The sequence below is a fragment of the Legionella saoudiensis genome, assembly GCF_001465875.1.
Classification (GTDB): Bacteria; Pseudomonadota; Gammaproteobacteria; order Legionellales; family Legionellaceae; genus Legionella; species Legionella saoudiensis.
Genome location: NZ_LN901324.1, coordinates 1,642,447 through 1,665,313, shown reverse-complemented (window position 1 = coordinate 1,665,313; position 22,867 = coordinate 1,642,447). Strand labels below are relative to the sequence as shown.

Below are 22,867 nucleotides of genomic sequence, written 5' to 3'. Positions count from 1 at the left end.
AAATGGTCTCTTTTTGGCCTTATGCTGGATTAACCTGAAATCGACATAAGCTTTGAAAAGAGCATTGTTGGCAAATGGTTAATTGAGCTGGTTGCGGTGCACAATGACCTTGTTGAAACTCCTCTGCCAGATGGGTTAATTGATTATGCCAATGAGTGCGGCAATCGTCCCAGGTCTCTTCCTTTTTTAAAGAGCTAATGCCACTAACCGCTTGCTTTTCCTCACTAAAACCACTGCAAGTAATTTTGCCTGCTTTAATTTGCATTAAGAGCATTGCATTAATTTCTGTATCTAATAATGCATACAGTAATAATTGTGGTTCTTTAGGACGGTCTTCATACCAGGGTTTGCTACTCGGCAAGCTGCTTTTATAATCAATAACCCATTTTTTATCCGCAACCTCATCAAGCCTATCAACACGAACATTGAAGTCTATGCCTGCTAAATTAATGGTGAACGACTGTTCTAAAGCAGAGATAGTGAAGGGGCTGCGCCGTTTTTCCCACTCCAGGTAACTTAGTGCTAATCGTTTAAGACGAGTATATTCAACAGTTCGTACCAGTTCTGGGAAGGTTTCAGGATGTTGTTGGCTTAACGGTTCTAAGGCACGTTGAATTGCCGTATCAATATGCTGTTCTAAACGGTCTGCATCCAAAGTGAATAGGGCCTGTTGGTTTTGCAATGTTTGCCATAATAATTCCATAACTTTATGAATAATTTGCCCTCTGGTTTTTGCATTCAAGCCATCATGGGTTTGTGATGATTCTTTAGCACGTAATCGATGCTCAGCAAAAGATCTAAAAGGGCATTTAGCCTGATTAGCGAGCAATGCCGTACCTCCAGAAATTTGCTCCTCTGCCTGGACGGGCAGCAAGTAATTTTCTTCTATGTGTATTAATTGGGTTTCTTGCTGTGGATTGATTGCTTGATCTATTCGAATAAACTCAGGGTGTTCGATAATCAACGAGCAGGGTAAATTAGGTGTATCTCCTTGCAATTCCGCGTAGCTGAATACTACGGAGTTTGCGCTTTGTTGTAGCCGGTATAGCGTTTGTTTGGCAAATTGCAGTTCACGTGCTGGTAAACTATGAGGCATTTGTAGATCACGTTGCAGTTGTGGCGGTATAAATGCCGATAAACTTACTTTTTGCGGCAAGCATTGATCATTTAGGCCCGTCATCCATAGGTGATCAAACTCACATCCTGAAGCCTCCAATAAACCTGAAACCTGGATAATCGAATCCGTTTTTTGCGCTTGGAAAATGGTATTTACTACCAGTTGCTTTAAGAGTTCTAAGGCTTCTGTTTTAGTTAAATGAGAGCAGAGGATGCTTAATTGCCTTAACTCATCAAAAAGAAGACTAAAGCGGGAAAAACACTGATAATTTTCTGAATTTAACCCATAATCACCGGGAAAGGCCAGGCTGTTTAAACGTTCTTGAAAGTATTGTATCCACTCATATAATGAGGCCTCTTTAGGGTAGGTACTGATTTGGCCCACTAGCGCGGCAAGCTTAGGCGTATAGGTTTTCAGATCATTAATAAATTGTGTATATGGAATATTTTGATCTTCCAATAGCGTACTATTTTGTAAGTATTCTGCACGCGCCAGAAACTCTTCCTTGGCGCTACCAAGATATGGCGATTGCAGCAGTAATGTAGCTTGGTGAGCACTTAAATATGTGGTATCAAGATTTAACCAACATAAGGCATGAGCAACAAGAGGAAATTCATTTAATGTTTGGCCTAGAGAAATATTAAATACTGCAGGGTCAAAATGCTGCGCCAAAAGTCTGCGGATTGCTGATGGCTTTTGCTGTAAATCAGGGATCACCACCGCAATGCGCTGATTTCCTTCCTGAATTTTAAGTTGTAACCAGCTAATTAATTGTTGGTACTCCTCTTTTTCATCTTTGGCTGCAAGAATGCTTACATCGGATACCCGGGCTGGCAAGTCGTATTGATGCTGAGCAAATCCTTGTTGTTCTAAATGTTGCTGCAGCTGCACTTGATTTGGAGTAAAATCATCAAAACATGCCCAAATGACAGGCCCTGATAATAAAGGACTGTGGGCCTTAATTAAATAGGGGACAAGTTGGCACTCAGCGATTAAATTGTTCTTGTTTAATTCTTTATTAAATGATTGCCACCACTGTTGGAATTGCCGTGTTTGAGGTGTGTAATGAAACGCGGGATCATCTGCATTGATTTGCCACTGCTCACAGCGCTCCCAAGCACTGATTACGGCCTGTAATAGCCCATCGCTATAGGTAATGTCATCACATGATTTGATTAATTTACGCCATAAGTAAAGGCATTGATTACTGTTTAATAAGATAGGATGCGTTGCTAATGGAGTAGTAAAATTAAGTTGCGTATAGGCTTTCACCAAGGCCACCCCATAGGGTAGACAAACTGGTTTATCTACAGTGTTGTTGTTTTGCGCATGATAGTACTGCTGGGTTATGGCATCACTAAGTCTGTTGTTGGGCGTAATAACCACAGCCCCTTCTGCTAATAAAGCAAACAGTTGCTCTTTATTGTTTAAAACATGCATTAATGAATCATACCCTATTTAGAAACTGCTTACATTTTGCCTCAAGCTGGCGAAATGTAAACAGGCCATTTTATATTTTTTTATGATGTGTCGCATGTGCTTTACGTAACGTTTTAGTTCGAGCCTGGGCAGATACAAATCGTGGTAAACGCATGTGCTTTCTTTTATCGGTATGTAAGATATCGTATACCAACCACCCACGCAAATATATAGCAGCACCTCCTGCGGCAATTGCAAGTAAAATACCAAAGAGTATATAGCTGTAGCCGAGTATAACCAGATAAGAGTAAACTAAATGTTTAAAGTTGGGGATTGAAAATAAGACAGTAGAGCCTTTATCCATAAAGAACACTAGGCCTAGTGCAAAAAAAGGCAGTGATAGGATAACCATGATAAAACCAATGGCAAAGGTTTTTTTCATGTAAGGTTTGGGGCAATAAATGATTTGTTTACCAAATATTGCTCCAGTTGCTGATGCAACGACCATCCCTACGATGATTGCTTCAAAGAGCGGCACAATATCTTCTATTCCAATTAAGGAAAGAAATGCATCAATCAAAATGGTTCCCACTACAGACAACAATCCAAAGTATACGGCACTCAGCAAACGTGGATTGGAAAAGTATAGTGCTGGATCGTGTGTTTTCATGATCTGCTCCTAGCGACGCGTATATATGTATAATTTTAGTACAGTTTTGGTGGTTGTTCTGGTTTAACTCAGGAATAAAAAAATAAAGAGGTATCATAAAGACCTGTAAAACGTATATACTAGTGTACAAGTAATTAAAGATAGTTATGTTATGCAGAGATTTGGACAATTTATTTTTAAATTATTTGGCTGGAAGGTAGTGGGTGAATTACCTAAAGAGAAAAAATACGTGGTTGTTGTTGCCCCGCATACCAGCAATTGGGATTTTATGGTTGGCCTATTTGCACGTTTCTCGCTGGGCGTGAAAATTAATTTTTTAGCCAAAAGGCAGCTTTTCTTTTTTCCTTTAGGTCCTATTTTAAGGATATTAGGTGGAGCCCCTGTAGATCGCTCTAAAAAAAATAATGCGGTAGATAAGGTAGTTAATTTATTCCATACGCAAGATGAGTTTCGGCTCGCGATTACTCCTGAGGGTACTCGAGGTCCTGTCACCCGTTGGAAAGAAGGTTTTTACCATATTGCTTGTAAAGCAAAACTTCCTTTGGCTATGGTTGCTTTTGATTATGGTTCGAAAGAAGTTCGCATTCGAGAGGCGTTTTGGCCTACTGGCGACATAAGCACTGATTTCCCCAAAATATTGGATTACTACCGTCATATAAAAGGATATTATCCTAAAGCAGTGCCAGAGTATTTGCCTTATAAGAAAGATTAGCCACTAACCAATTACAAAATAATTACTTTTTTATAAAAACCAGGGATTAAGGTGACGTGAAAAAGAGAATAGTATTAGCCGCTAGTTTATTGTTGTCTTGTCATTGTAATGCTGATGATTTAATGGGCGTTTTTCGGGAAGCATTAGCTCATGATAATGTATACCAAGAGGCTCTGCTTAAAACTTTAGCTTATAGGGAAGATATTGCCATCAGCAGGGCCGATCTATTACTCAACGCGCACCTTGAACTTCAACCCTCTGCAGATAAGCAATACAGCTATGGCGCTATAGTGCCTGAAATAGAACCCCCGCGTAATACCTTTCGCAGCTATGAAATGCGCCTTAGTATAACGCAACCAATCTTTAATTTTAGAAGTTTTTCTCGCTATAAGACTGCTAAAATTGCTGCTCGGGAAGCGGTAGCTCGTTTGAACTCTGAGTTGCAAGATTTAATATTGCGGGTTACTGATGCTTATTTTAATGTGCTGCGCAGTGAAAAAAGAGTCTCTTATCTTCATGCCCATAAAAAAGCTTTAGCAAAGCAATTGTATGATGTGGAGCAAAAATACAAAATAGGGAAAACCACCAGGAGTTATGTGTATGTGGCAAAATCCTCCTATAGTGCTGCTGAATCGGATCTTATCTCAGCGGAAGCCCAGTTAGCTTCCGATAGAGAATATTTAACCCAGATCACTTCTTTTGAATACACTTCTTTAGCGGATTTGCGTAACAAAATCCCCCTGATTTCCCCACAGCCTGCCAATATAGAGAAATGGGTGCATAAGGCGCTCACAGGCAATTGGATTGTTAAGGCAAATCAATTAAAACTGCAGGCTTCTCGTGAAAAAATAAAACAAAATTATGGGGATCATTTGCCTACAGTTAATGCTAAATTATTGTATGATGATAATGCATTCCACTACTCAGAAGGTAGTGTTATTGTTGCCGCTGGATCAAGCCGGGTACGTAATGCTGGCGCGTTTCTTAATGTAAATATACCCATTTATGCTGGAGGCTTAGCGGTCGCTTCTGCACGCAAAGCGAAATATAACTTTCGCATCGATCAGCAAAAGTTAGAGCACTCTGTAAGAGAGGTCACTTATGAGACACGTAAAAGTTATCGAAATGTTTCTGCCAATATCAAGAAAATACGCTATGCGAGTGATGCAATTCAATCAGCGCAAAGCTCATTAGAAGGATTAAGACAACGCTATGTTTCTGGGGCTGGTAGTTTAACGGATGTATTAGCTCAACAAACCCAATTATTGGACGCGCAAATGCAATATGAATCGGCTCGTTATGATTATATTATTAATTTATTACGTTTGAAAAAAGAAGCAGGCACTTTAAGCGCTAATGATTTATTCGTCGTGAATCAATGGTTGCAGCATGGCTGATTTGTAATTGAGGCTAATAATTATGTTTCAAATTTCACCTAGCGCAGCAATAATTTTGCTTAATCCAAGGTCTTACGATAAAACTTATAACTAATAAAAATAAGCACAATAGCAAATACAATAATTGGCCAGATATTAGGTAAGATATCCATAAAACTAGAATTCTTTAACATCACATCCCCACTAATTTTCAGAAAATAGGTACTAGGGAATAAATCACTCAGCCATTGTGCCCAGGTGGGCATGGACGCAGTAGGAAATAAAAAGCCTGAAAATAAAACCGCAGGAAGAGTATAACTCCCAGCGATTTGAGCTGCTTGAAATTGAGTTTTAGCAATGCATGAGGTTGCAATTCCAAAGGACAAGTTAGCAATAATAAACGGGAATGCAGCCAAGGTAAGTAAAAATAAACTGCCATAAAAAGGAACATTAAATAAAAAAATCGAGATAAACAGTATCGCAAAAAATAAAATATAGCCTAAAAGAATATTGGGTAATAATTTACCTAGAATTACTTCAAGCGGATAAATTGGGGTAATTAATAACATTTCCATAGTGCCACTTTCATACTCCCCAGTAATGGAAATAGCCATTACTAAAGCTAAGGATATCGTCAATATAGTTGCCAATAATCCCGGCAGGGTATGATATTGAGCTTTAACTGCAGGATTATATTTAGCATGGGTATCAATTACAAAACCTGACTCTTGTGGCTCAAGATATTTTAAAGGTCCTTGCGCAATTTCTTTTAACGTGTTTTTAGCGATTGCTGATGAAGCATGAAAGGCATTATTGATGACTGTTGGATCAGTGGCATCTCCTTCCAAAAGAACATGAGGCGAATCATTGCGAATCAAATCCCGGGTAAAATCTTGAGGAATATGGATGACAAATTTCACTATCCCTTTTTTAAGTAATGCATCGGCTTCAGTCTCATCTTGAATGACATCTTTGATATTAAAATAGCTGGTATTGCGAAAAGATTGAATTAAGCTGTCGGTGATAGGGGATTGATCTTTAGCCACAACAATAGTTGGGATATGTCGTGCATCATGATCAATAATCAAGCCAAATAAGATGGCTTGTAAAAAGGGGGTGATAAGCACGAAGATATAGGTTCGATAATCACGTAAGATTACCCTTAATTCTTTTTTGAACATGCCCCATAGTCGTAGCGAGCGATAATTTTTAAAGTCCATGGCTTAGGATTTTCCTGATTGATGTTTTGTCATCCAGACAAATACGTCATCCAGCGATGGCTGAATCATTTGCCAGGTGAAATTTGGATTCTCTAAAAAGGGCTTAATGGCTTTATTTAATGTCTCTTGATTTTGACCGCTGACGTGGAGCGTATCCAGTAAGGTAATGACTTGTTCTACTCCTGGAGTTGCTTCTAGCTGTCTGGCCAGTAATAACAGATTTTTTCCCTGAACGCTCCAGGTGGTTAGGTTAATATCACGAATGATTTCTTTAATTTTCCCGCTAAGCAGTAAATGGCCATCAGTAATGTAGGAAATACGATGACAACGCTCAATTTCATCCATATTGTGGGAACTAAGTAATATGGTCATTCCTTCGGAGGATAAGTCACGCATGATTTCCCAAAAATCCATACGAGACTCGGCATCAACACTGGCGGTTGGCTCATCCAAAAGCAATAAAAAGGGTTGATGTATCAGTGCACAGGCAAGGGCTAGACGTTGTTTCCATCCGCCTGAGAGGCCACCAGCTAACTGATTTTTTCTTGAGCTAAGCCCAAGGTGGGTCATGATTTGTTGGGTGGCTCGTTTACGATCAAAAACCCCATACAGTTCAGCCATAAATAAGATATTTTCATAGACGGTAAGCTGCTTGTATAAACTAAAATGCTGTGGGATATATCCTACATGGCGACGAATTGTTTTGGACTGGGTTAACAGGTCATAGCCAAGACAGGTTCCTGAGCCGCTATCTGGAGTCAAAAGACCGCAAAGCATGCGAATAGTAGTGGTTTTGCCTGAACCATTAGGCCCTAGAAATCCATAAATTTCTCCGGGTTTAACTTGCAAGTTTACATTGACAACGGCAGGCCTATCTTCAAAGTTTTTCCCTAAGTTTTTTACATCAATAATTAAATTAGGTTCCATCAGTTTTTATTATCCAGAAAAACAGTAACTGGTTGTCCAGGATGCACCGCTAAATTATTTTCTGTAAGTGGCAGGGCTTCAACCCGGAATACTAGTTTATTGCGCTCTGCATCACTAAAAATTACTGGCGGGGTATATTCTTCCTTTGGGGATATATAAGTGATTTTTGCTTTAAGGGTTTCGGATTGTCCATCACGAGCAACATATACAAGTTGATTTAGGCTGATGGTACTGAGTAGTGGTTCAGGAATGTAAAAAATTACTTTTGATGAACCTGAGGTAAGCAATGAAAGTACCGGCTTATTAGCAGGAACTTGTTCGTGCTCATAGTAATAAGTTTGGAATACTAGCGCATCAACCGGTGCGAGAACGGTTTTTTGCTGTGAGGACCATTGAGCCTGGCTTTGTTTGGCTTTTTCTTCTAACAAATTGGCTTGAGCAGCTTTTTTATTGGCTGATGCGGCATTTAATTCATCATTACTTTTATCTAACTCTTCTTTGGAAATAACTTCTTTTTTAAATAAAAATAAATTTCGTTCATGGTTCTTTTTTTGCAAAGCATAATTTGATTCATGCTTTTTTTGTTCATCGAGTGCTTGTTGTACACGTGCGTTAGCTGCAAGCAGCTCTGTGTTTTCGGGGGAGGGCTCTAGGGTAAATAAGGGTTGTCCTTGTTTGATGGTATTCCCAGCGGTGACATTAAGCTGTCTTAATTCCCCCGGATAATAAGCAGAAATATAAGTAAATTTTCCTTGTATATATCCAGGAAACGCAACTTGTTTACTGTTTTTACAATTGGTGAGTGTAAAACAGACAAGTAGAGTGAAGAAAAAAACTCGATAGGTATTTGTTTTCACAAATGGATTATCCTTTCCAGAAACGTGTTATTTTTTTCGCAATTTTTTTCAAAATTGGGGTTGGAGATAATTTAACCGAACTCATAATTAAGTCAAAATCCCTAAATCCCAAATTGTGTAGTTTTACCATGATTACATACAGCTCATCATGATTTAATTTTATTAATCCACTTTTTAATACATTTTCTAATGTATTTTTAGCATTAATTTGTTTAAAAAGCACCTGCTCAAGACGAGAAATATTAGGTTTATTCTGTTCGTGTAGGTAAATGATATTTTGAGTATTCTCTCTTAGTGGATTTGAATGGGTTTGGGTTTTTTCTATTAATTCCTTAATTTTGTCTGGAGATAAAGTACTTAGTGAGTGTCGTATTAAATTCATGAGCACAAAACGTTCACTTAACCTTTGTAATGAAGGATAAATGGTTTTATGAGCTTTTAAAAAATTATAAAACCTAAGTAAGTCAACCCGTAGTAAAACCATATCGGTTATTGCAATGACTGATGCGACCCTTACTCCTTGCTGGCAATGAAATCCAGATTCGTTTAGCCCAATGGCATTATTAGGGCCTAAAGTAATTACATGGCGGGGATTGGTTTTCTTAATTCTTTTTAATGATTTTGATACAGAAGCGGTTCCAGAAACAATGAGAAAGAATCCATCAAAATAATCTCCTTCCTGAACAATGACCTCATTAGGTTGCACGCGAACTTCTTCTACCAAGAGGGCTAACTGATGGACTGATTCAGGGGGCAGTAAACAAAATACAGGGTATTTGGCTATATGCTGCTTACGCGCTTCAAGGGAAATATAGTTTTCTACAGCAACTTCTTTCATTAATCTACCTATACAACAAGATTAATAAATATATGAATCCAGTATAGAACAAAAGGAATGAATTTCCAGAATATTTTGTATTTAATTTGATCCGATTGAGTTTTATTTGTCGATAAATTTGTACTAATGGATGGCATCACCCGCATTAACCTAGTGTAATGCGGGTGTTAATTATTTGATTATTTTTTTAACGCGGCAGCCCCTAAGTAAGGAAGAGAGGAAATTTCGTTGATTCTAAGTAGTTGATTGTATTTGGCAATTCGATCAGTGCGACATAAGGAACCGGTTTTGATTTGTCCACAACCTGTTGCGACGGCTAAATCGGCAATAAAGGTATCTTCTGTTTCTCCAGAGCGATGTGACATGACACAGCGATAGCCATTTTGGTGGGCTAATTGAATTGTTTGCCTCGTTTCACTTAACGTGCCTATTTGATTCACTTTAATGAGTATCGCATTAGCAATTTTTTGGTCGATTCCTTCGCGGAGGATTTTAGGATTGGTAACAAATACATCATCACCAACTAGTTGGATTTTTCCGCCGAGTTGACGAGTTAACTCTTGCCAGCCGGCCCAATCTTTTTCGTCCAGCCCATCTTCAATACTAACAATTGGGTAGTTGGAAACCAGATCCGCATAGTAGCTAATTAATTGTTCGGAACTAAATTGCTGGTTCTCTGAGGCCATATGATAGCTGTCTTGTTTATAAAGTTCGGAGGCAGCTACATCAAGAGCAAATACGATTTCGTCACCTAATTTAAAGCCTGCAGTATTAATGGCTTCGCTAAGTAAATCCAATGCTTGGCGGTTTGATTTAATATTAGGAGCAAAACCACCTTCATCGCCTACAGCAGTATTTAAACCTTGTTTTTTTAACACTGATTTGAGTACATGAAAAATTTCAGCACCCATTTGTAAGGCTGAGGGAAAATCACGAGCACCCACCGGCATAATCATGAATTCTTGAATATCCACATTATTATCTGCATGGGCACCGCCATTTAACACATTCATCATTGGTACAGGCATACTCATGATAGTGCCCTGATTTAATGATGCGTATAAAGGTAGGTTTTGAGTATTGGCTCGAGCTCTTGCCGCTGCAAGAGAAACAGCGAGAATGGCATTGGCGCCTAAGCGTGATTTATTTTCGGTGCCATCTAGCTGACATAGAACTTGATCTAAGGCTTCTTGATCATCAACAGAAATACCGTTTAGCGCTTGATTAATTTCGGTATTTACGTGAGTAACGGCTTGTTGCACTCCTTTGCCGCCATAACGATTAGGCTCATTATCACGTAATTCGCAAGCTTCGCGGCTGCCGGTTGAGGCTCCGGAGGGCACACTTGCTCTTCCCATATGTCCATTATTTAAAATAACATCTGCTTCAACTGTTGGATTGCCTCGGGAGTCTAAGATTTCACGGGCATGAATTTTAGTTATTTGCATGTTGTTTCCTGATGTTTGTTATTTGTATTTACTACTAGAGCTCAGCTCTGGGTTGCTTCACTGCGTTCGCAATGACGGCGTTTCTTATAAAGAAACAATTTTAAAAACATGTTTTCTAGCCTAAATTTCGTCATTGCGAGCCTTAGCGAAGCAACCCAGAGACGGCGCTTTTCTAGAGCTCAATTCTGGGTTGCTGCCTTGTGTTCGCAATGACAGTATAAAAAATGTTATAAACGCACAGCACCTAATTTCCTTAAAGCTTGTGTTAATGGAAATAAAGGAAGTCCCAAAATAGTATCCTCATTTCCCTTTATTTCTTGGAATAACCATTTGCCTTGAGCTTCATAGTGGTACGAGCCACAACTATCATACGGTTTTTCGTTCAGGAGGTACGTTTCAATGGTTTGTTTGCTTAGCTGGTGCATGGTTAATTCAGCTACCTCATGATGTTGCCAAAGTATTTGATTACTTTTTGCAATGCAAAGACAGGAAATTTGCTGATGAGTTTGACCGCTTAAGCGACTTAACTGCTCAATTGCTGCTTGATGATCAAGTGGCTTATTTAGCAAGGTTTCACCAAGTACACATAATTGATCAGCTGCAATAATAAAATGTTCTGGATAACGTTGACTTACATCCAAGGCTTTTTGTGCTGCAAGTTCATAGCCTAATTTGAGTTTATTTTGCGTAGCAAAAGATACTTTAATCGCCTCTTCATCACACTGAGAGGGGACTACTGTAAATTTAATTCCCAGCGAGTGCAGCAACTTGCTGCGTATGCTAGAAGCTGAGGCAAGAATTATTGATTGCTGTTGTAAAAATTTAGACATAAATAGCGACCGTAGCCATCAATGTAAACCCGATAATTACAAAACTAAAATCTCTAAGATTGCAACAGCGCTCTACCATAACACAGCGCTCTAAACCATGTAGGGTCCCTAAATACAGAAAAGTCCCTGCGGATGCAGCCATTAAAATAGGATCAAAAATAGAGTTTGTTTCAACCCCATGGCCAAAATACCAGCCAAAATAAATTCCTAAGGGGGTCATGAAACTAAACAGAATAAAGAATATTAAGCTTTGATTCATGCTCATTGAGCTTTTATTTAGTTGTACAGCAATAGCAAAACTTTCAGCCCATTTGTGGGTAATAATGGCTAAAAACAGCATGATAATTACTGAGTTGTAATGGGCTAAGCCTAAAGCGGCACCCAACATAATCGAGTGAACGGAAAGCATTCCCCAAGCTAATAAGGCAAATGCAGGATGCTCTGCGTTGTGATGGTGATAGAGCTCTTTACCTAAATGCTCAAACCATAAGAAAATTAAAAATACGGCACCAGTAATAATGAAGGCAAAGGGGTAGCTATAACCCATGGCTTGAAACATTGAATTCGCTTCCGGAAGCATATGAAGTAAAGCGGCTCCTAGAAATACGCCTGTAGCTAAGGTTTCTCCTACGGGAAAATCAATATGTTTATCGTCTTTGATACGTTTTTTAAAGGGATACCAGCCAGCCAGCAAAATCACGACGAAAATGGAACATGCAAAAAGTATTTTTAAACTGGTAGCAGAGACCATGAATCATGCCTATCGTTTGAAATCATAAAGTTTTGGGGGCATATTTTACCTAAAAAAAGGCTAGAGGTCACGTAAATATAAAAAGAGACGGAGTGCCCCTATGGCAAAATGTAATCAAACAATTCATCAACTGTTAAGACTCAATTGATTTTTGATCCATAATTTCATGTAAACTAAAGAGGCGAACCTCTTTAATATCGGATTGCAGTTTTAATGCCAAAATTACTTGCTCATGCAATTCTCTCCACTGGGTAAAATGTTCCTTGCAAACGATATCAACGCTGATTTTACCATCGAGATAATGTAAGTTCCAAAAGAGTATTTGTGGGAAATTAAGGTGTACCTCAGTAAGCAATTGCTCATAGATTACCTTTCTGCTGGGTAAGTGAAGTGAGGGGCTAGAGATTTCATCATCTTCTGGATCCACATGAACAATAACATCAGTAACACTATCAATTTGGTTAACGAGTGCTTGGTGTACATGTTGTGCAATGTAGTGTCCTTCTGAGACTGATATTCTGGGAGAAACCAAAATATGTACGTCAATAAGCACATTTTCACCCATAAAACGACTGCGCAATTGATGGATTTTTTCCACTCCTGGTACATTTTGAATTACTTGCTCAATTTGCGCTAAGAGGGTAGGGCTTACTGCGGTATCAACCAGCTCTTTAATACTATGCCAACCATAATCCCAGCCCATTTTAGCAATCATTAACGCCACAATAATGGCAGCGACTGTATCAAGGTATGCATACCCGGCTAAACTACCTATTAATCCAATTAATACTACCAGTGAGGAAGCAGAGTCGGTACGATGGTGCCAGGCATTGGCAATGATTAATTTAGAGCTAATGCGCTTGCCTATATATAAGGTGTAATGGAATAAGGCCTCATTGGCAAGAATAGAGATGCCTATTACGGGTAAGGATAGCCATTGAGGCATTGTATAACTTGCATGCATCAGTTCATATATGGAATCCCAGGCAATACCAATTCCCGCCAAAATAAGCAATAAAGACAATAAAAAGGTTGCGGCAGTTTCAATACGCTGATGGCCATAAGGATGGGTATCATCCGCATCAAGGCTGCCATATTTGGAGGCGAGTAAAACCATGCCATCGGTAATGAGATCAGAAAATGAATGTAACCCATCGGCAATGAGTGCGTGAGAATGGAATAAAACGCCACCAGATAATTTAATCACACCTAAGAGTGCGTTAGAAATGCCGCCTATAATGGTAACTTTTTTAGCTTGCCAGTATCTGTCTTTTTGCGTCATAAAGGGGTCGTTTTTTTGTTTTCGGTTATTTAAACATGGATAGCAATTATTTTATATCAAAATTTAAAATCTAAGACTCTATACATATTGTTTTACATCCTATTCACAGAGTTATCCACAGAATTTGTGGATAAGTATTTTAAGATTTTAAAATAAAAAAAGCTGTAATCCCCTAGTGAAATAAGGGTTTTAAAGAGATTAAAATAAAAGTGTTGTATTATTATTCGTTGTGCGTAGAAGAGATATCCACAGGAGGTTTTGCGCAGTATGGAAATCAGGGCTGGGTATATTAACAAAGAAAAAAATAAAAAACAGTCTTGACTTGGTATTTTTTAAATATTTTTTTGGAAATATCGTTCCTCTGAACTATCCTTGCAAAAATTGTTCGAAATTGCCTAACCAGCGCTGGGTAATCATTTTGGCAGTGACCGGTGCTTTTTGTACTAGGCTTTTTGCAATGGGTGGTAACTCTGCCAGCAATTCCCGATCTCGATTAAGATCGGCAATTCTAAATTGGCGGTATCCTGTTTGTCGCGTCCCTAATACCTCTCCTGCACCGCGTAACTCCATATCTTTTTCGGCAATAATAAATCCATCATTGGTTGCACGCATGATTTTTAAACGTTCTGCTCCCTGAGGAGATAAAGGAGATTGATACAGTAAAATACAATGCGATTTAGAGCTGCCTCTGCCAACACGGCCACGTAGCTGATGTAATTGAGATAAGCCTAAACGCTCTGCATTTTCAATAATCATTAAACTGGCATTGGGTACATCCACGCCCACTTCAATAACTGTGGTTGCAACCAATAAATTAATTTCGCCCGATTTAAACGCAGCCATGGTTGCCTCTTTTTCCATTGACTTCATTCGCCCATGTACTAAGCCAATTCGAGCATTAGGCAGTTGAGCTTGTAAGTTTTCGGCTGTTTCGGTAGCGGCCATGCATTGAAGTTTCTCTGATTCCTCAATCAAAGTGCAAACCCAATATACCTGACGTCCCTCAGCAATAGCGATTTGTAATCGTTCAATAATAGTTTCACGCTTATTCTGACTTAAGACAGCCGTAGTAACCGGAACACGACCTGGAGGTAATTCATCAATAATGGAACTATCCAAATGCGCGAAATGAGTCATGGATAATGTTCGTGGAATTGGCGTGGCGGTCATTAATAATTGATGTGGAGTGAGTTGCTCCTGCTGTCCTTTTTGTTGTAGAGATAATCGTTGCTCCACGCCAAATCGATGTTGCTCATCGATAATAACTAAACCTAATCGTGCAAAAGTGACTTCCTCTTGAAACAGTGCATGGGTACCAATAACCAATTGGCAACTGCCATCAGCTAAGGCTGCAAATGATTTGCGACGCTCTGCGATTTTCATTTTGCCGCTTAGGCGATAAATCCGGATGCCTAAAGGCTCAAGCCATTTAATCAGGTTATTTGCGTGTTGTTCGCTTAATAAATCAGTAGGTGCCATAAAGGCAACCTGTTGATCATTTGCTATAGCATGCAAGGCGGCTAAGGCAGCAACAATAGTTTTTCCTGCACCGACATCACCTTGTACTAAACGTAACATGGGTTTGTTTTGTGCTAAGTCTTGGCTAATTTCTTGCACAACTCGTTGCTGCGCTTGGGTTAGGGGAAAAGGTAATGAATCAATAAAACGTTGATTTAAGGCCTTATCCGCGGGTAAAGGAAGCGCATGTAAGGCTTTGCGTGACTCACGAGCAAATTGCATACTCAGACGCTGGGCTAATAACTCATCAAAGACCAAGCGTTTTAAGGCTGGATGTTTTCCTTCTTCAAGGGATTGCACCGAAATATCTGGAGGAGGATTATGTAATAGCTTAATTGCCTCTGCTAAGGGATAAAAACCATGAGTTTGTAATAATGTTTCATCCATCCATTCTAATTGGTGTAATTCATGGGCGCATTGGTTAAGAGCGCTCAGCACCATTTGTCTGATGCGGGTTTGGCTTAGGCCTTGTGTCGATGGATAAATGGGAGTTAAGGTTTCATTGACGGTGCATTCTTCATGCTCATCCAGTAATTGATACTCTGGATGAGTCATTGTTAATTGGCCATTAAATTCTCGCACCTCTCCAAAAGCATGAAGTCTGGCACTATTGTTGAAGCCGGTGATTTGCTGCTTATTAAAATGAAAAAATTGCAGCTTAATTATCCCTGATTGATCATCAACGTAGCAATGTAGCATTGAGCGTTTACCTGATTTCACTTCAGTTTTACAGACTCGCCCGGCAACAACTGCCCAATCATTAGGCCGTAAATCCTGAATGGGAGTAATCCGAGTACGGTCTTGATATTTATAAGGCAAATGGAAAAGTAGATCCTGTACGGTATGAATGCCGCATTTCGTCAATTTGGCTGCCAGCGCAGGGCCGACGCCTGTTAATGAATCACAAGGGTTGGATAGCACAATAGTATTTAGTTTAGTATAAAATTTTAATGCAGTTTACCTTGAATTTTTATTAGTTGACAGTGCTCTAATAGCAGTCATCAATTAGAGTTAATACTATGTTCAATGAAATTAGGTAACTTTATATTATTAGCAATTATGTAATTGTGGATGACCTTGGCTATGCTTTGACCCCCTGAGTGCCTCACAGCTCAGGCTGGTTTGTTTTTTTATTATATTTTCACCGAATGAGGGCGTTCCTCTTCATAATCATTATCTGCGGATGTCTCGTTTGTTACTTGAGGCTCTGTTGGTTGGGGTGCAGGCGTATTCTCCCTTACGCTGGGCTTAGGTGTATGTAGCTGCTCTTTCTTTTTCTCACTTAATAAATTAATGCGTGAGGAAGTCGTATAGGTTTCTAAAGTAATTTGAATGGCTGGAGAAGACGCAACATCTTGAGAGGCTGGAGTCATCGCTTCAGCCATTGTTGCAGTCCATTTGGAAAAGAACGCCTGTAAGTTTTGCTCTTTATTTTCACCCTTAAAGGTTAACTCTCCTCGATTAGGATCGTAAAAAACGTAAGCCTCTATTTCTTGTTTATCGTTACGTATACAGCGAATACCAACAGCATGGCCTTCATTTAAATCTTCCATCTTAAAATCAATCGCAGCCAGATTATTATTGGCATTTTCTTTAAAATAGTTGATTGCCTGGTTGATAATTTCTTCTTGTGAAGCACATTGGCTCGCCCTTTTGTCAAGCGTACTTAGCCTGCCTTCGGTGATAAAGTAGAAATCTTTATTTTGTTGTTTATGGAATGCTTGCTGTGTATGTAGGGTAGCAACTCGTGCAACAAAGTTTTCAGGAGAGTCGCTGTTTAATTTATTATTAAGTTTCTCCAGAAAATTTTGCTCGCCGTGTGGATATTTGGTGTGAAATCTTGTCCATTCACTTATCAGACCATCACATACCCCTTTGCTATTTAACGCATCATACTTTCCAATTAATTGGTTTTGGCCAAATAGCTGCATGTCTTGTTCATGTTTTTCCCAAAGAGCGAATAGCGGTTTACTCCTTGCATTGCTTACCGCAAGCTCTTGTAATTCTGCCGCTTGGGAGTCTAATTGCGAATTTGCAAGGAAAAAATTTACTGTGTCTCCAAATATGTTTTTCATGAAAAACAGAAGCTTAGATGACGGTGCATTCTGTTTATAATTATCAAAAGCCTCCTTATGCTGCTCATGCATGGCTAAATATGTATCATTATAAGCCGATTGTCTCCCTGCTCGCTCTGATAAGTCTTGACTCGATTGAGCTAATGCCTCCTCATTTTCTTTTATTATTTGCTGATGTTTCTCATAAGCCCTGCTTATAAATCCATAGTGTCTTTGCCGTTCAGCTAACCATTGTTTAAAGCGCTCAAACATAATTTTTCTCAAAAGACATTTAATAAAAATTATAGCCCATATTTTGATTTCTTTGGTTCATGTATGGCCATAAGGGAATATATTTGTATTTTTTAATAGAGAATGGGAGAGGGTGGCGCCAAAAGTCGATTCACTTAAAACCTTTTCATCTGGCAGGAAAAAGAGCATAATAGCCATCATTTTTTTGATGGAAAATAAGTCGCATGAAACAAACTGTAGAGCATCTTTTAAGACAGGCTTTAGCCGCTTTGCAACAATCAGGAGAAGTTCCTACTGAATTGAACGTAGATATAAAAGTAGATCGTTCAAAAGATTCAGCTCATGGCGATTATGCCAGTAATTTAGCATTAATATTGGCGAAGCCTTGCCGCCAGGCTCCTCGTAAAATTGCAGAACTTTTAGTTCAAGCGTTACCTGAAGATGCTTCTATAGAAAAGGTAGAAATAGCTGGTGCAGGCTTCATTAATTTCTTTATCCGTAATGATGCACGTTCGCAAATTATTACTGAGGTTTTAAAGAAAGCTGGTGAATTTGGGCGTAGTACTATTGGTCAAAATCAAAAGGTTTTGGTTGAGTTTGTTTCTGCGAACCCTACAGGTCCATTACACGTTGGTCATGGACGTAGTGCAGCGTTTGGTGCCACCTTATGCAATGTCTTAAGTGCTGCAGGCTATGATGTTAACGCCGAGTATTACGTTAATGATGCAGGGCGGCAAATGAATATTTTGGCCGTTAGCGTCTGGTTAAGGTACTTGGAGCTTGCTGCTGAGCCTGTTGTTTTTCCTGCGAATGCCTATAAAGGCGAGTATGTTATTGAAATCGCAGAAATTCTCTGGACAAAACATGGCAGCCAATTTGTGCACCCATGGGCTGAAGTGCTTGAGGGCATGCCAGCGGATGAACCACAGGGAGGCGATAAAGAAATTTATATTGACGCAATGATTGAGCGAGCTTCATCCCTAATAGGAAAAGATGCTTTCGCATTGTTTCATCAACATGCATTGAATACAGTTTTAGATGATATTAAAGACGATTTGACGGAATTTGGTGTCCATTACACCAATTGGTTTTCAGAACAATCTTTATTTGAAGATGGCTCTATAGAAAAGGGAATTCAGGCACTTAAAGACGCAGGTCATACCTTCGAGCAAGAAGGAGCTTTGTGGTTTAAGGCGACTGATTTTGGTGATGAAAAAGACCGAGTTCTGGTGCGTGCTAATGGGCAAAAAACCTATTTTGCTTCGGATGTTGCCTATCATTGGAATAAATATGATCGTGGCTATGACCGCGTGATTAATATTTTTGGCGCAGATCATCATGGTTATGTAACTCGTTTACGTTCTGCAGTAAAAGCTCTAGGCCATGATGAGAATGCTCTGACGGTATTATTAGTACAGTTCGCAATTCTTTATCGAGGCGGTGACCGCGTGCAAATGTCTACTCGTAGTGGTTCTTTCGTTACCTTAAGAGAGCTACGTGATGAGGTGGGTAATGATGCTGCACGTTTCTTTTATGTGGCACGAAAGTCTGAACAACATATGGATTTTGATTTGGATTTAGCAAAGTCGGAGTCCAGTGATAATCCTGTTTATTATATCCAATATGCTCATGCACGTATTTGCTCCGTATTAAGACAATTGAATGAACGTGGTTTATCTTGGGATAAAGCGGTGGGACTGGAGCATATTAATTTGTTAGATCAGCCACATGAAGCAGCGTTAATTGCATTGATTGGTCGTTATACCGAAGTTGTAGAGCAGGCAGCAATCCAATGCGAACCCCATCAAATCGCCTATTATTTACGTGAATTGGCGAATGGATTGCATAGCTATTATAATGCGGTACAGCTTTTATGCGAACATGAGCAATTACGCTATGCACGTTTGTGTTTGTTAGAGGCTGTACGTCAAGTATTAAACAATGGGTTAGATTTATTGGGCGTGTCTGCTCCTGAGAGTATGTAATGGGAAGAGAATATAACACTAAGCGGTCAGGACGTGCGCACACCAGTGCGCCGCAACAGATTTTAGTAATGGCAGTATGTTTCTTGCTAGGTTACTTTACTGCGACTGTTTTTGATGTTGATGCAATTAGCCATTGGGTTAACGCCCAGGTTTTGGCTCATCATGAGGCACGCAAAGAAGCACCAAAACCTCAAGCCGGACGCCAGGCTGCAATTCCTCCTAAGCCGAAATTTGAGTTTTATACTTTACTGACTAATGAAAAGGTTCCTAGTTCACAACAAGCAGCAGGCAATACGGCTGCTGCTCATCCAGTGGCTAACACCACAACTACCGCAACAGCTACTGCTGCGGTAGCGGCTGCACCTAATGCTACCGTTACGACGGCACAAACCGCAGTAGCGGCTACTACAGTGACTGCATCAGCTCCCAAACCAGCGGTAGCCAAAATACAGGCGCCTGCACCAGCGCGAATTGCTGAGGCACGGCTTGTAGCGCCGGCAGCAAGCAGGGGCGCTTTTTCAGTACAGGTCGCAGCTTTTAAGGCACGCCGTGATGCGGAGCAAATGAAAGGAAGCTTAACACTTAAAGGCTTTAATGTAAGTGTGATTCCAATTAATCATGCCACTAAAGGTATTTGGTATCGCGTTGTTGTTGGTCCCTATGCTAATCGTTCCTTAGCACAAAGAGCGCAAGTCGATTTAGCGCGAAACTCTCGTTTAAGGGGAATGGTTACTGCGGGTTGATGGAGCCTGTCTGCGATTGCGAGCAATTTGGTGTAGCATAGTTGCTTGCAACTAATGGCGCTCTATGGCGTCGCGCAGCGCATGTAGCTGGGCTGTTAAGCCCAGCAAATAGGACTCGTGCTACTTCCGATCCTGAGCTTAACAGCCCAGCCTACCTTATAAGTTTAGGGCTATGCTAAACCGATATCTTTTCCAATTTGGCGAGTAATTCTGGTGCCGTATTGCGTTTCTCGGGTTTTGGGTTCGTACATGATTTAATGAGTGGGCCAAAAAATCCGCAGTTGGGATAAGTAGGTTTTGTTGTGTGGGTCACTGAACCCAAGAAAGATTTTTCCGTATGAGGCCTACGATGCTGTCGTTCTTCTTCGGTAAACTCATCAAAGCGTCCTTCTAAAATTTCTTCTTTACTTCTACGGGGAACACGTCCAGTAGCTAGTTCCCATAAAATAATGCCTAGACTAAAAATATCACATTTTGTGCCCGCGCTTCCCCAGCCGCTTATTAACGCCTTAGCTGTTTCTGGGGCTGAATAGTTTAGGGTTCCTCCCTCGGTTCCTTTTACTACACCTGATACAAGGGTTGTACCTATAATTGGAAGCGTAAGTGCCTGAACCTCTTTAGCAATGCCAAAATCACTAATTTTAGCTCGAATATTAGGCGTATCTTTAAATTGATCAACCAGGATGTTCTCTGGCTTTAAGTCTTGATGAACAATTGACTTTTTTTCAAAAAAACCTTGCGATATATTATGTAGGTGCATCACGCCTTTTACAATTTGAATTGCAATAGATAATTTGGTTTTCCAGGATAAATTGGGGAGGTTATCCAATAAATCACGAAGTGAACCACGCATAAATTCTGTAATAATCCAGGTTGTATTTTCTACTTGGGCTTCACCTACTAAGCGTATGATTTGAGGATGAGGAGTTGCCTTTTTTAATAAATCCAGCTCGTGTTTCTGGAGCATATTATAATTAGCTTCTTTAGGCATTTTAACTGCAACTGGTTTATTTTCGAGCTGATATTGATGTACGGCTCCAAATGCTCCTTGGCCGAGTATTTTATCGGGGCCTTCCATGATACGCCCATCCCTGAGTCGAATTTTTTGCCGACTAGGTAACGGGGCAGAATAAAAAGCATGTGCAATCAGAGCAATCACTGCAAGAGAAATTCCTGCAATTGCGAAACCTAATAAAATTTTGCCTAAAACGATAAGGCCGCCAACGATGAATGTAAGCACTACTATTCCTTTCAAGAAAATAGGTGGGCGATAGTATCATTATTAAGCATTGATGTGTATTTTTTTACTTTATGTTCCCGATTTAAGGTGCGTCAACGACGTATAATGACTTGAATATTCTCGGCATTTTTTATCGCATGAGGTTTACTAATACTGACAGTCAGTTGAGGAACGTTAAAATGCTGCTGAATTAAGTGAGCTACTTCATTGGCTACTGTTTCGATAAGTTGGAATGGCTTAGACTCTACAAATTGCGTGACCATTTCACAAAGAGCGGCGTAGTCAATGGTTTTATTGAGGTCCTCTTGGCATGAACTTAGGTCGGTATCAATGTTAATATCGATTAATAATTGCTGGTTAATATGTTGTTCCCAAGTATATACGCCAATACGGGTACTTACTTTTAAGCCTTTAATATGCAAAGTATCCACTCTTTTTCCTACTCATTGATTTGCAGCTATTTTACCTAAATTTTCTTTCTTAATTAAGTCGGATTGTAATGCTTATGGTAAGATAGACGCATTTTTTAATAATGCTGGAGCCGCACAATGTATGATTTAAACCAATCCTTATTTCTCCGAGCGTTAAGACGTCAACCCGTTGAAAGAACCCCAATATGGATGATGCGTCAAGCGGGTCGTTATTTACCAGAGTACCGGCAAACGCGAGCATTGGCGGGTGATTTTTTAAGTCTTTGTAAAAATCCCGAATTAGCCTGCGAAGTCACATTACAACCATTGCGACGGTACGCGATGGATGCGGCTATTTTATTTTCTGATATTTTAACTATTCCTGATGCTATGGGCTTAGGGTTGTACTTTGCTGAAGGAGAGGGGCCTCGTTTTCACCATCCAGTACGGGATCTTGAGGCAATTAAAAAGTTACGAGTACCTGAAACCACAGAATCTTTGGCTTATGTGACGAACGCTGTGCGCTTAATCCGTAAGGAAATGCCGCAAGAGCTTCCTTTAATTGGTTTTTCCGGCAGTCCATGGACTTTAGCCTGTTATATGGTCGAAGGGCAGAGTACTCGGGATTTTAAGCATATTTTAAAGTTAATTTATACCGAAAGTGAAGCAGCACATCTCTTATTGCAAAAGCTTGCTGTATCCGTAACCGATTATTTGGAAGAACAAATCAAAGCAGGTGTTAATGCGGTAATGCTTTTCGATACTTGGGGCGGAATACTTACACCTGAAAACTACCAATCATTTTCTTTGGCTTATATGCAGCAAATTATCCAGCAGCTAAAGGCCAATCATCCTGACATTCCAGTAATCTTATTTACGAAAGGGGGCGGGCAATGGTTAGAGCGTATGGCTGCTACGGGCTGTGATGCTTTGGGGCTGGATTGGACTTGTGATTTGGCGGAAGCTCGTCGTAGAGTGGGTGATAAGGTAGCCTTGCAGGGTAATTTAGATCCTTCAGTGTTGTTGAGTTCTGAGAAATGTATTCGTGAACAGGTGCAAAAGGTCTTGGCATCTTATGGGCATGGAACGGGGCATGTATTTAATCTAGGACATGGGGTTACTCCTGATGTGCCGCCAGAGCATGTAGCTGCAATGGTTGAGGCCGTGCATGAGTTTAGCCCTCTTTATCACCGGTAAAGTGTGTAGGTTGGGTCTCAA

At 39.9% G+C, this 22,867-nt stretch carries 19 protein-coding genes; 5 read left to right on the top strand and 14 right to left on the bottom strand.

Translation table 11 applies throughout. From position 1 onward, the window contains the following. Nucleotides 1–19: 19 nt before the first annotated feature. Complete coding sequence (locus tag BN3124_RS16150) at nt 20–2,557, bottom strand: PD-(D/E)XK nuclease family protein (RefSeq protein WP_058535787.1); 2,538 nt, start codon at nt 2,555–2,557, stop codon at nt 20–22. Nucleotides 2,558–2,627: 70 nt separating this feature from the next. Beyond that, nucleotides 2,628–3,206 carry a hypothetical protein gene (locus tag BN3124_RS16145; protein ID WP_058535786.1) on the bottom strand — a complete coding sequence of 193 codons (579 nt, stop codon included), beginning with the start codon at nt 3,204–3,206 and terminating at the stop codon, nt 2,628–2,630. 151 nt (nt 3,207–3,357) lie between these two features. Here BN3124_RS16145 and BN3124_RS16140 point away from each other — a divergent pair, with 151 nt between their 5' ends. Together BN3124_RS16140 and BN3124_RS16135 are read left to right on the top strand one after the other, a co-directional pair. Continuing rightward, nucleotides 3,358–3,918 carry a lysophospholipid acyltransferase family protein gene (locus BN3124_RS16140; protein ID WP_058535785.1) on the top strand — a complete coding sequence of 187 codons (561 nt, stop codon included), beginning with the start codon at nt 3,358–3,360 and terminating at the stop codon, nt 3,916–3,918. A gap of 56 nt (nt 3,919–3,974) precedes the next feature. Next, complete coding sequence (locus tag BN3124_RS16135; protein ID WP_058535784.1) at nt 3,975–5,315, top strand: TolC family outer membrane protein; 1,341 nt, start codon at nt 3,975–3,977, stop codon at nt 5,313–5,315. 59 nt (nt 5,316–5,374) lie between these two features. On the opposite strand, the gene BN3124_RS16130 is transcribed toward BN3124_RS16135, so the two are convergent. From BN3124_RS16130 to BN3124_RS16085, 10 genes are all read right to left on the bottom strand, one after another. Further along, entirely contained in the window at nt 5,375–6,514 is a 1,140-nt protein-coding gene (locus BN3124_RS16130; RefSeq protein WP_058535783.1) for an ABC transporter permease, read from the bottom strand. A 3-nt stretch (nt 6,515–6,517) separates the two neighbouring features. Beyond that, entirely contained in the window at nt 6,518–7,441 is a 924-nt protein-coding gene (locus tag BN3124_RS16125; RefSeq protein ID WP_078061582.1) for an ABC transporter ATP-binding protein, read from the bottom strand. Then, entirely contained in the window at nt 7,441–8,298 is an 858-nt protein-coding gene (locus BN3124_RS16120) for an HlyD family secretion protein (RefSeq protein ID WP_058535781.1), read from the bottom strand. Before BN3124_RS16120 ends, BN3124_RS16125 begins: the two co-directional genes overlap by 1 nt. A 7-nt stretch (nt 8,299–8,305) precedes the next feature. Beyond that, entirely contained in the window at nt 8,306–9,136 is an 831-nt protein-coding gene (locus BN3124_RS16115; RefSeq protein ID WP_058535780.1) for a cyclic nucleotide-binding domain-containing protein, read from the bottom strand. Between the two features lie 179 nt (nt 9,137–9,315). Beyond that, nucleotides 9,316–10,584 (bottom strand): phosphopyruvate hydratase, encoded by a 1,269-nt coding sequence (gene eno, locus BN3124_RS16110; protein WP_058535779.1) that lies wholly within the window; start codon nt 10,582–10,584, stop codon nt 9,316–9,318. Nucleotides 10,585–10,811: 227 nt separating this feature from the next. Beyond that, nucleotides 10,812–11,414 carry a Maf family protein gene (locus tag BN3124_RS16105; RefSeq protein ID WP_058535778.1) on the bottom strand — a complete coding sequence of 201 codons (603 nt, stop codon included), beginning with the start codon at nt 11,412–11,414 and terminating at the stop codon, nt 10,812–10,814. Then, the gene (locus BN3124_RS16100; protein ID WP_058535777.1) at nt 11,407–12,165 is read right to left on the bottom strand and encodes a ZIP family metal transporter; all 759 of its coding nucleotides are present in this window, start codon (nt 12,163–12,165) and stop codon (nt 11,407–11,409) included. Before BN3124_RS16100 ends, BN3124_RS16105 begins: the two co-directional genes overlap by 8 nt. Nucleotides 12,166–12,298: 133 nt before the next feature. Next, on the bottom strand, nt 12,299–13,447 hold the full coding sequence (locus tag BN3124_RS16095; protein WP_058535776.1) for a cation diffusion facilitator family transporter: 1,149 nt from the start codon (nt 13,445–13,447) through the stop codon (nt 12,299–12,301). Between the two features lie 366 nt (nt 13,448–13,813). Beyond that, entirely contained in the window at nt 13,814–15,886 is a 2,073-nt protein-coding gene (gene recG / locus BN3124_RS16090) for an ATP-dependent DNA helicase RecG (protein WP_058535775.1), read from the bottom strand. Between the two features lie 212 nt (nt 15,887–16,098). Continuing rightward, complete coding sequence (locus BN3124_RS16085) at nt 16,099–17,292, bottom strand: hypothetical protein (RefSeq protein ID WP_058535774.1); 1,194 nt, start codon at nt 17,290–17,292, stop codon at nt 16,099–16,101. A gap of 203 nt (nt 17,293–17,495) precedes the next feature. Between BN3124_RS16085 and argS the strand changes: the two genes are divergently transcribed. Together argS and BN3124_RS16075 are read left to right on the top strand one after the other, a co-directional pair. Further along, nucleotides 17,496–19,256, top strand: a complete 1,761-nt coding sequence (gene argS, locus BN3124_RS16080) for an arginine--tRNA ligase (protein WP_058535773.1) — start codon at nt 17,496–17,498, stop codon at nt 19,254–19,256. Beyond that, a complete protein-coding gene (locus tag BN3124_RS16075) occupies nt 19,256–19,999 on the top strand; it encodes an SPOR domain-containing protein (protein WP_058535772.1) in 744 nt (247 codons plus the stop codon). The genes argS and BN3124_RS16075 overlap by 1 nt, the downstream gene beginning before the upstream one ends. Nucleotides 20,000–20,174: 175 nt before the next feature. Here BN3124_RS16075 and BN3124_RS16070 read toward each other — a convergent pair whose 3' ends face one another. Beyond that, nucleotides 20,175–21,239: a protein kinase domain-containing protein gene (locus BN3124_RS16070; protein WP_058535771.1), complete on the bottom strand. Its 1,065-nt coding sequence runs from the start codon at nt 21,237–21,239 to the stop codon at nt 20,175–20,177. A 92-nt stretch (nt 21,240–21,331) separates the two neighbouring features. After that, the gene (gene folB, locus BN3124_RS16065; RefSeq protein ID WP_058535770.1) at nt 21,332–21,670 is read right to left on the bottom strand and encodes a dihydroneopterin aldolase; all 339 of its coding nucleotides are present in this window, start codon (nt 21,668–21,670) and stop codon (nt 21,332–21,334) included. A 117-nt stretch (nt 21,671–21,787) separates the two neighbouring features. Here folB and hemE point away from each other — a divergent pair, with 117 nt between their 5' ends. Beyond that, nucleotides 21,788–22,846 carry a uroporphyrinogen decarboxylase gene (gene hemE / locus BN3124_RS16060; RefSeq protein WP_058535769.1) on the top strand — a complete coding sequence of 353 codons (1,059 nt, stop codon included), beginning with the start codon at nt 21,788–21,790 and terminating at the stop codon, nt 22,844–22,846. Nucleotides 22,847–22,867 lie beyond the last annotated feature (21 nt).

What these genes read in the sequence shown, in the direction of transcription:
- BN3124_RS16150 (WP_058535787.1), bottom strand. Translation starts at nt 2,557, where the DNA reads ATGCATGTTTTAAACAATAAAGAGCAACTGTTTGCTTTATTAGCAGAA.
- BN3124_RS16145 (WP_058535786.1), bottom strand. Translation starts at nt 3,206, where the DNA reads ATGAAAACACACGATCCAGCACTATACTTTTCCAATCCACGTTTGCTG.
- BN3124_RS16140 (WP_058535785.1), top strand. Translation starts at nt 3,358, where the DNA reads ATGCAGAGATTTGGACAATTTATTTTTAAATTATTTGGCTGGAAGGTA.
- BN3124_RS16130 (WP_058535783.1), bottom strand. Translation starts at nt 6,514, where the DNA reads ATGGACTTTAAAAATTATCGCTCGCTACGACTATGGGGCATGTTCAAA.
- BN3124_RS16125 (WP_078061582.1), bottom strand. Translation starts at nt 7,441, where the DNA reads ATGGAACCTAATTTAATTATTGATGTAAAAAACTTAGGGAAAAACTTT.
- BN3124_RS16115 (WP_058535780.1), bottom strand. Translation starts at nt 9,136, where the DNA reads ATGAAAGAAGTTGCTGTAGAAAACTATATTTCCCTTGAAGCGCGTAAG.
- eno (WP_058535779.1), bottom strand. Translation starts at nt 10,584, where the DNA reads ATGCAAATAACTAAAATTCATGCCCGTGAAATCTTAGACTCCCGAGGC.
- BN3124_RS16105 (WP_058535778.1), bottom strand. Translation starts at nt 11,414, where the DNA reads ATGTCTAAATTTTTACAACAGCAATCAATAATTCTTGCCTCAGCTTCT.
- BN3124_RS16100 (WP_058535777.1), bottom strand. Translation starts at nt 12,165, where the DNA reads ATGGTCTCTGCTACCAGTTTAAAAATACTTTTTGCATGTTCCATTTTC.
- BN3124_RS16095 (WP_058535776.1), bottom strand. Translation starts at nt 13,447, where the DNA reads ATGACGCAAAAAGACAGATACTGGCAAGCTAAAAAAGTTACCATTATA.
- BN3124_RS16085 (WP_058535774.1), bottom strand. Translation starts at nt 17,292, where the DNA reads ATGTTTGAGCGCTTTAAACAATGGTTAGCTGAACGGCAAAGACACTAT.
- argS (WP_058535773.1), top strand. Translation starts at nt 17,496, where the DNA reads ATGAAACAAACTGTAGAGCATCTTTTAAGACAGGCTTTAGCCGCTTTG.
- BN3124_RS16075 (WP_058535772.1), top strand. Translation starts at nt 19,256, where the DNA reads ATGGGAAGAGAATATAACACTAAGCGGTCAGGACGTGCGCACACCAGT.
- hemE (WP_058535769.1), top strand. Translation starts at nt 21,788, where the DNA reads ATGTATGATTTAAACCAATCCTTATTTCTCCGAGCGTTAAGACGTCAA.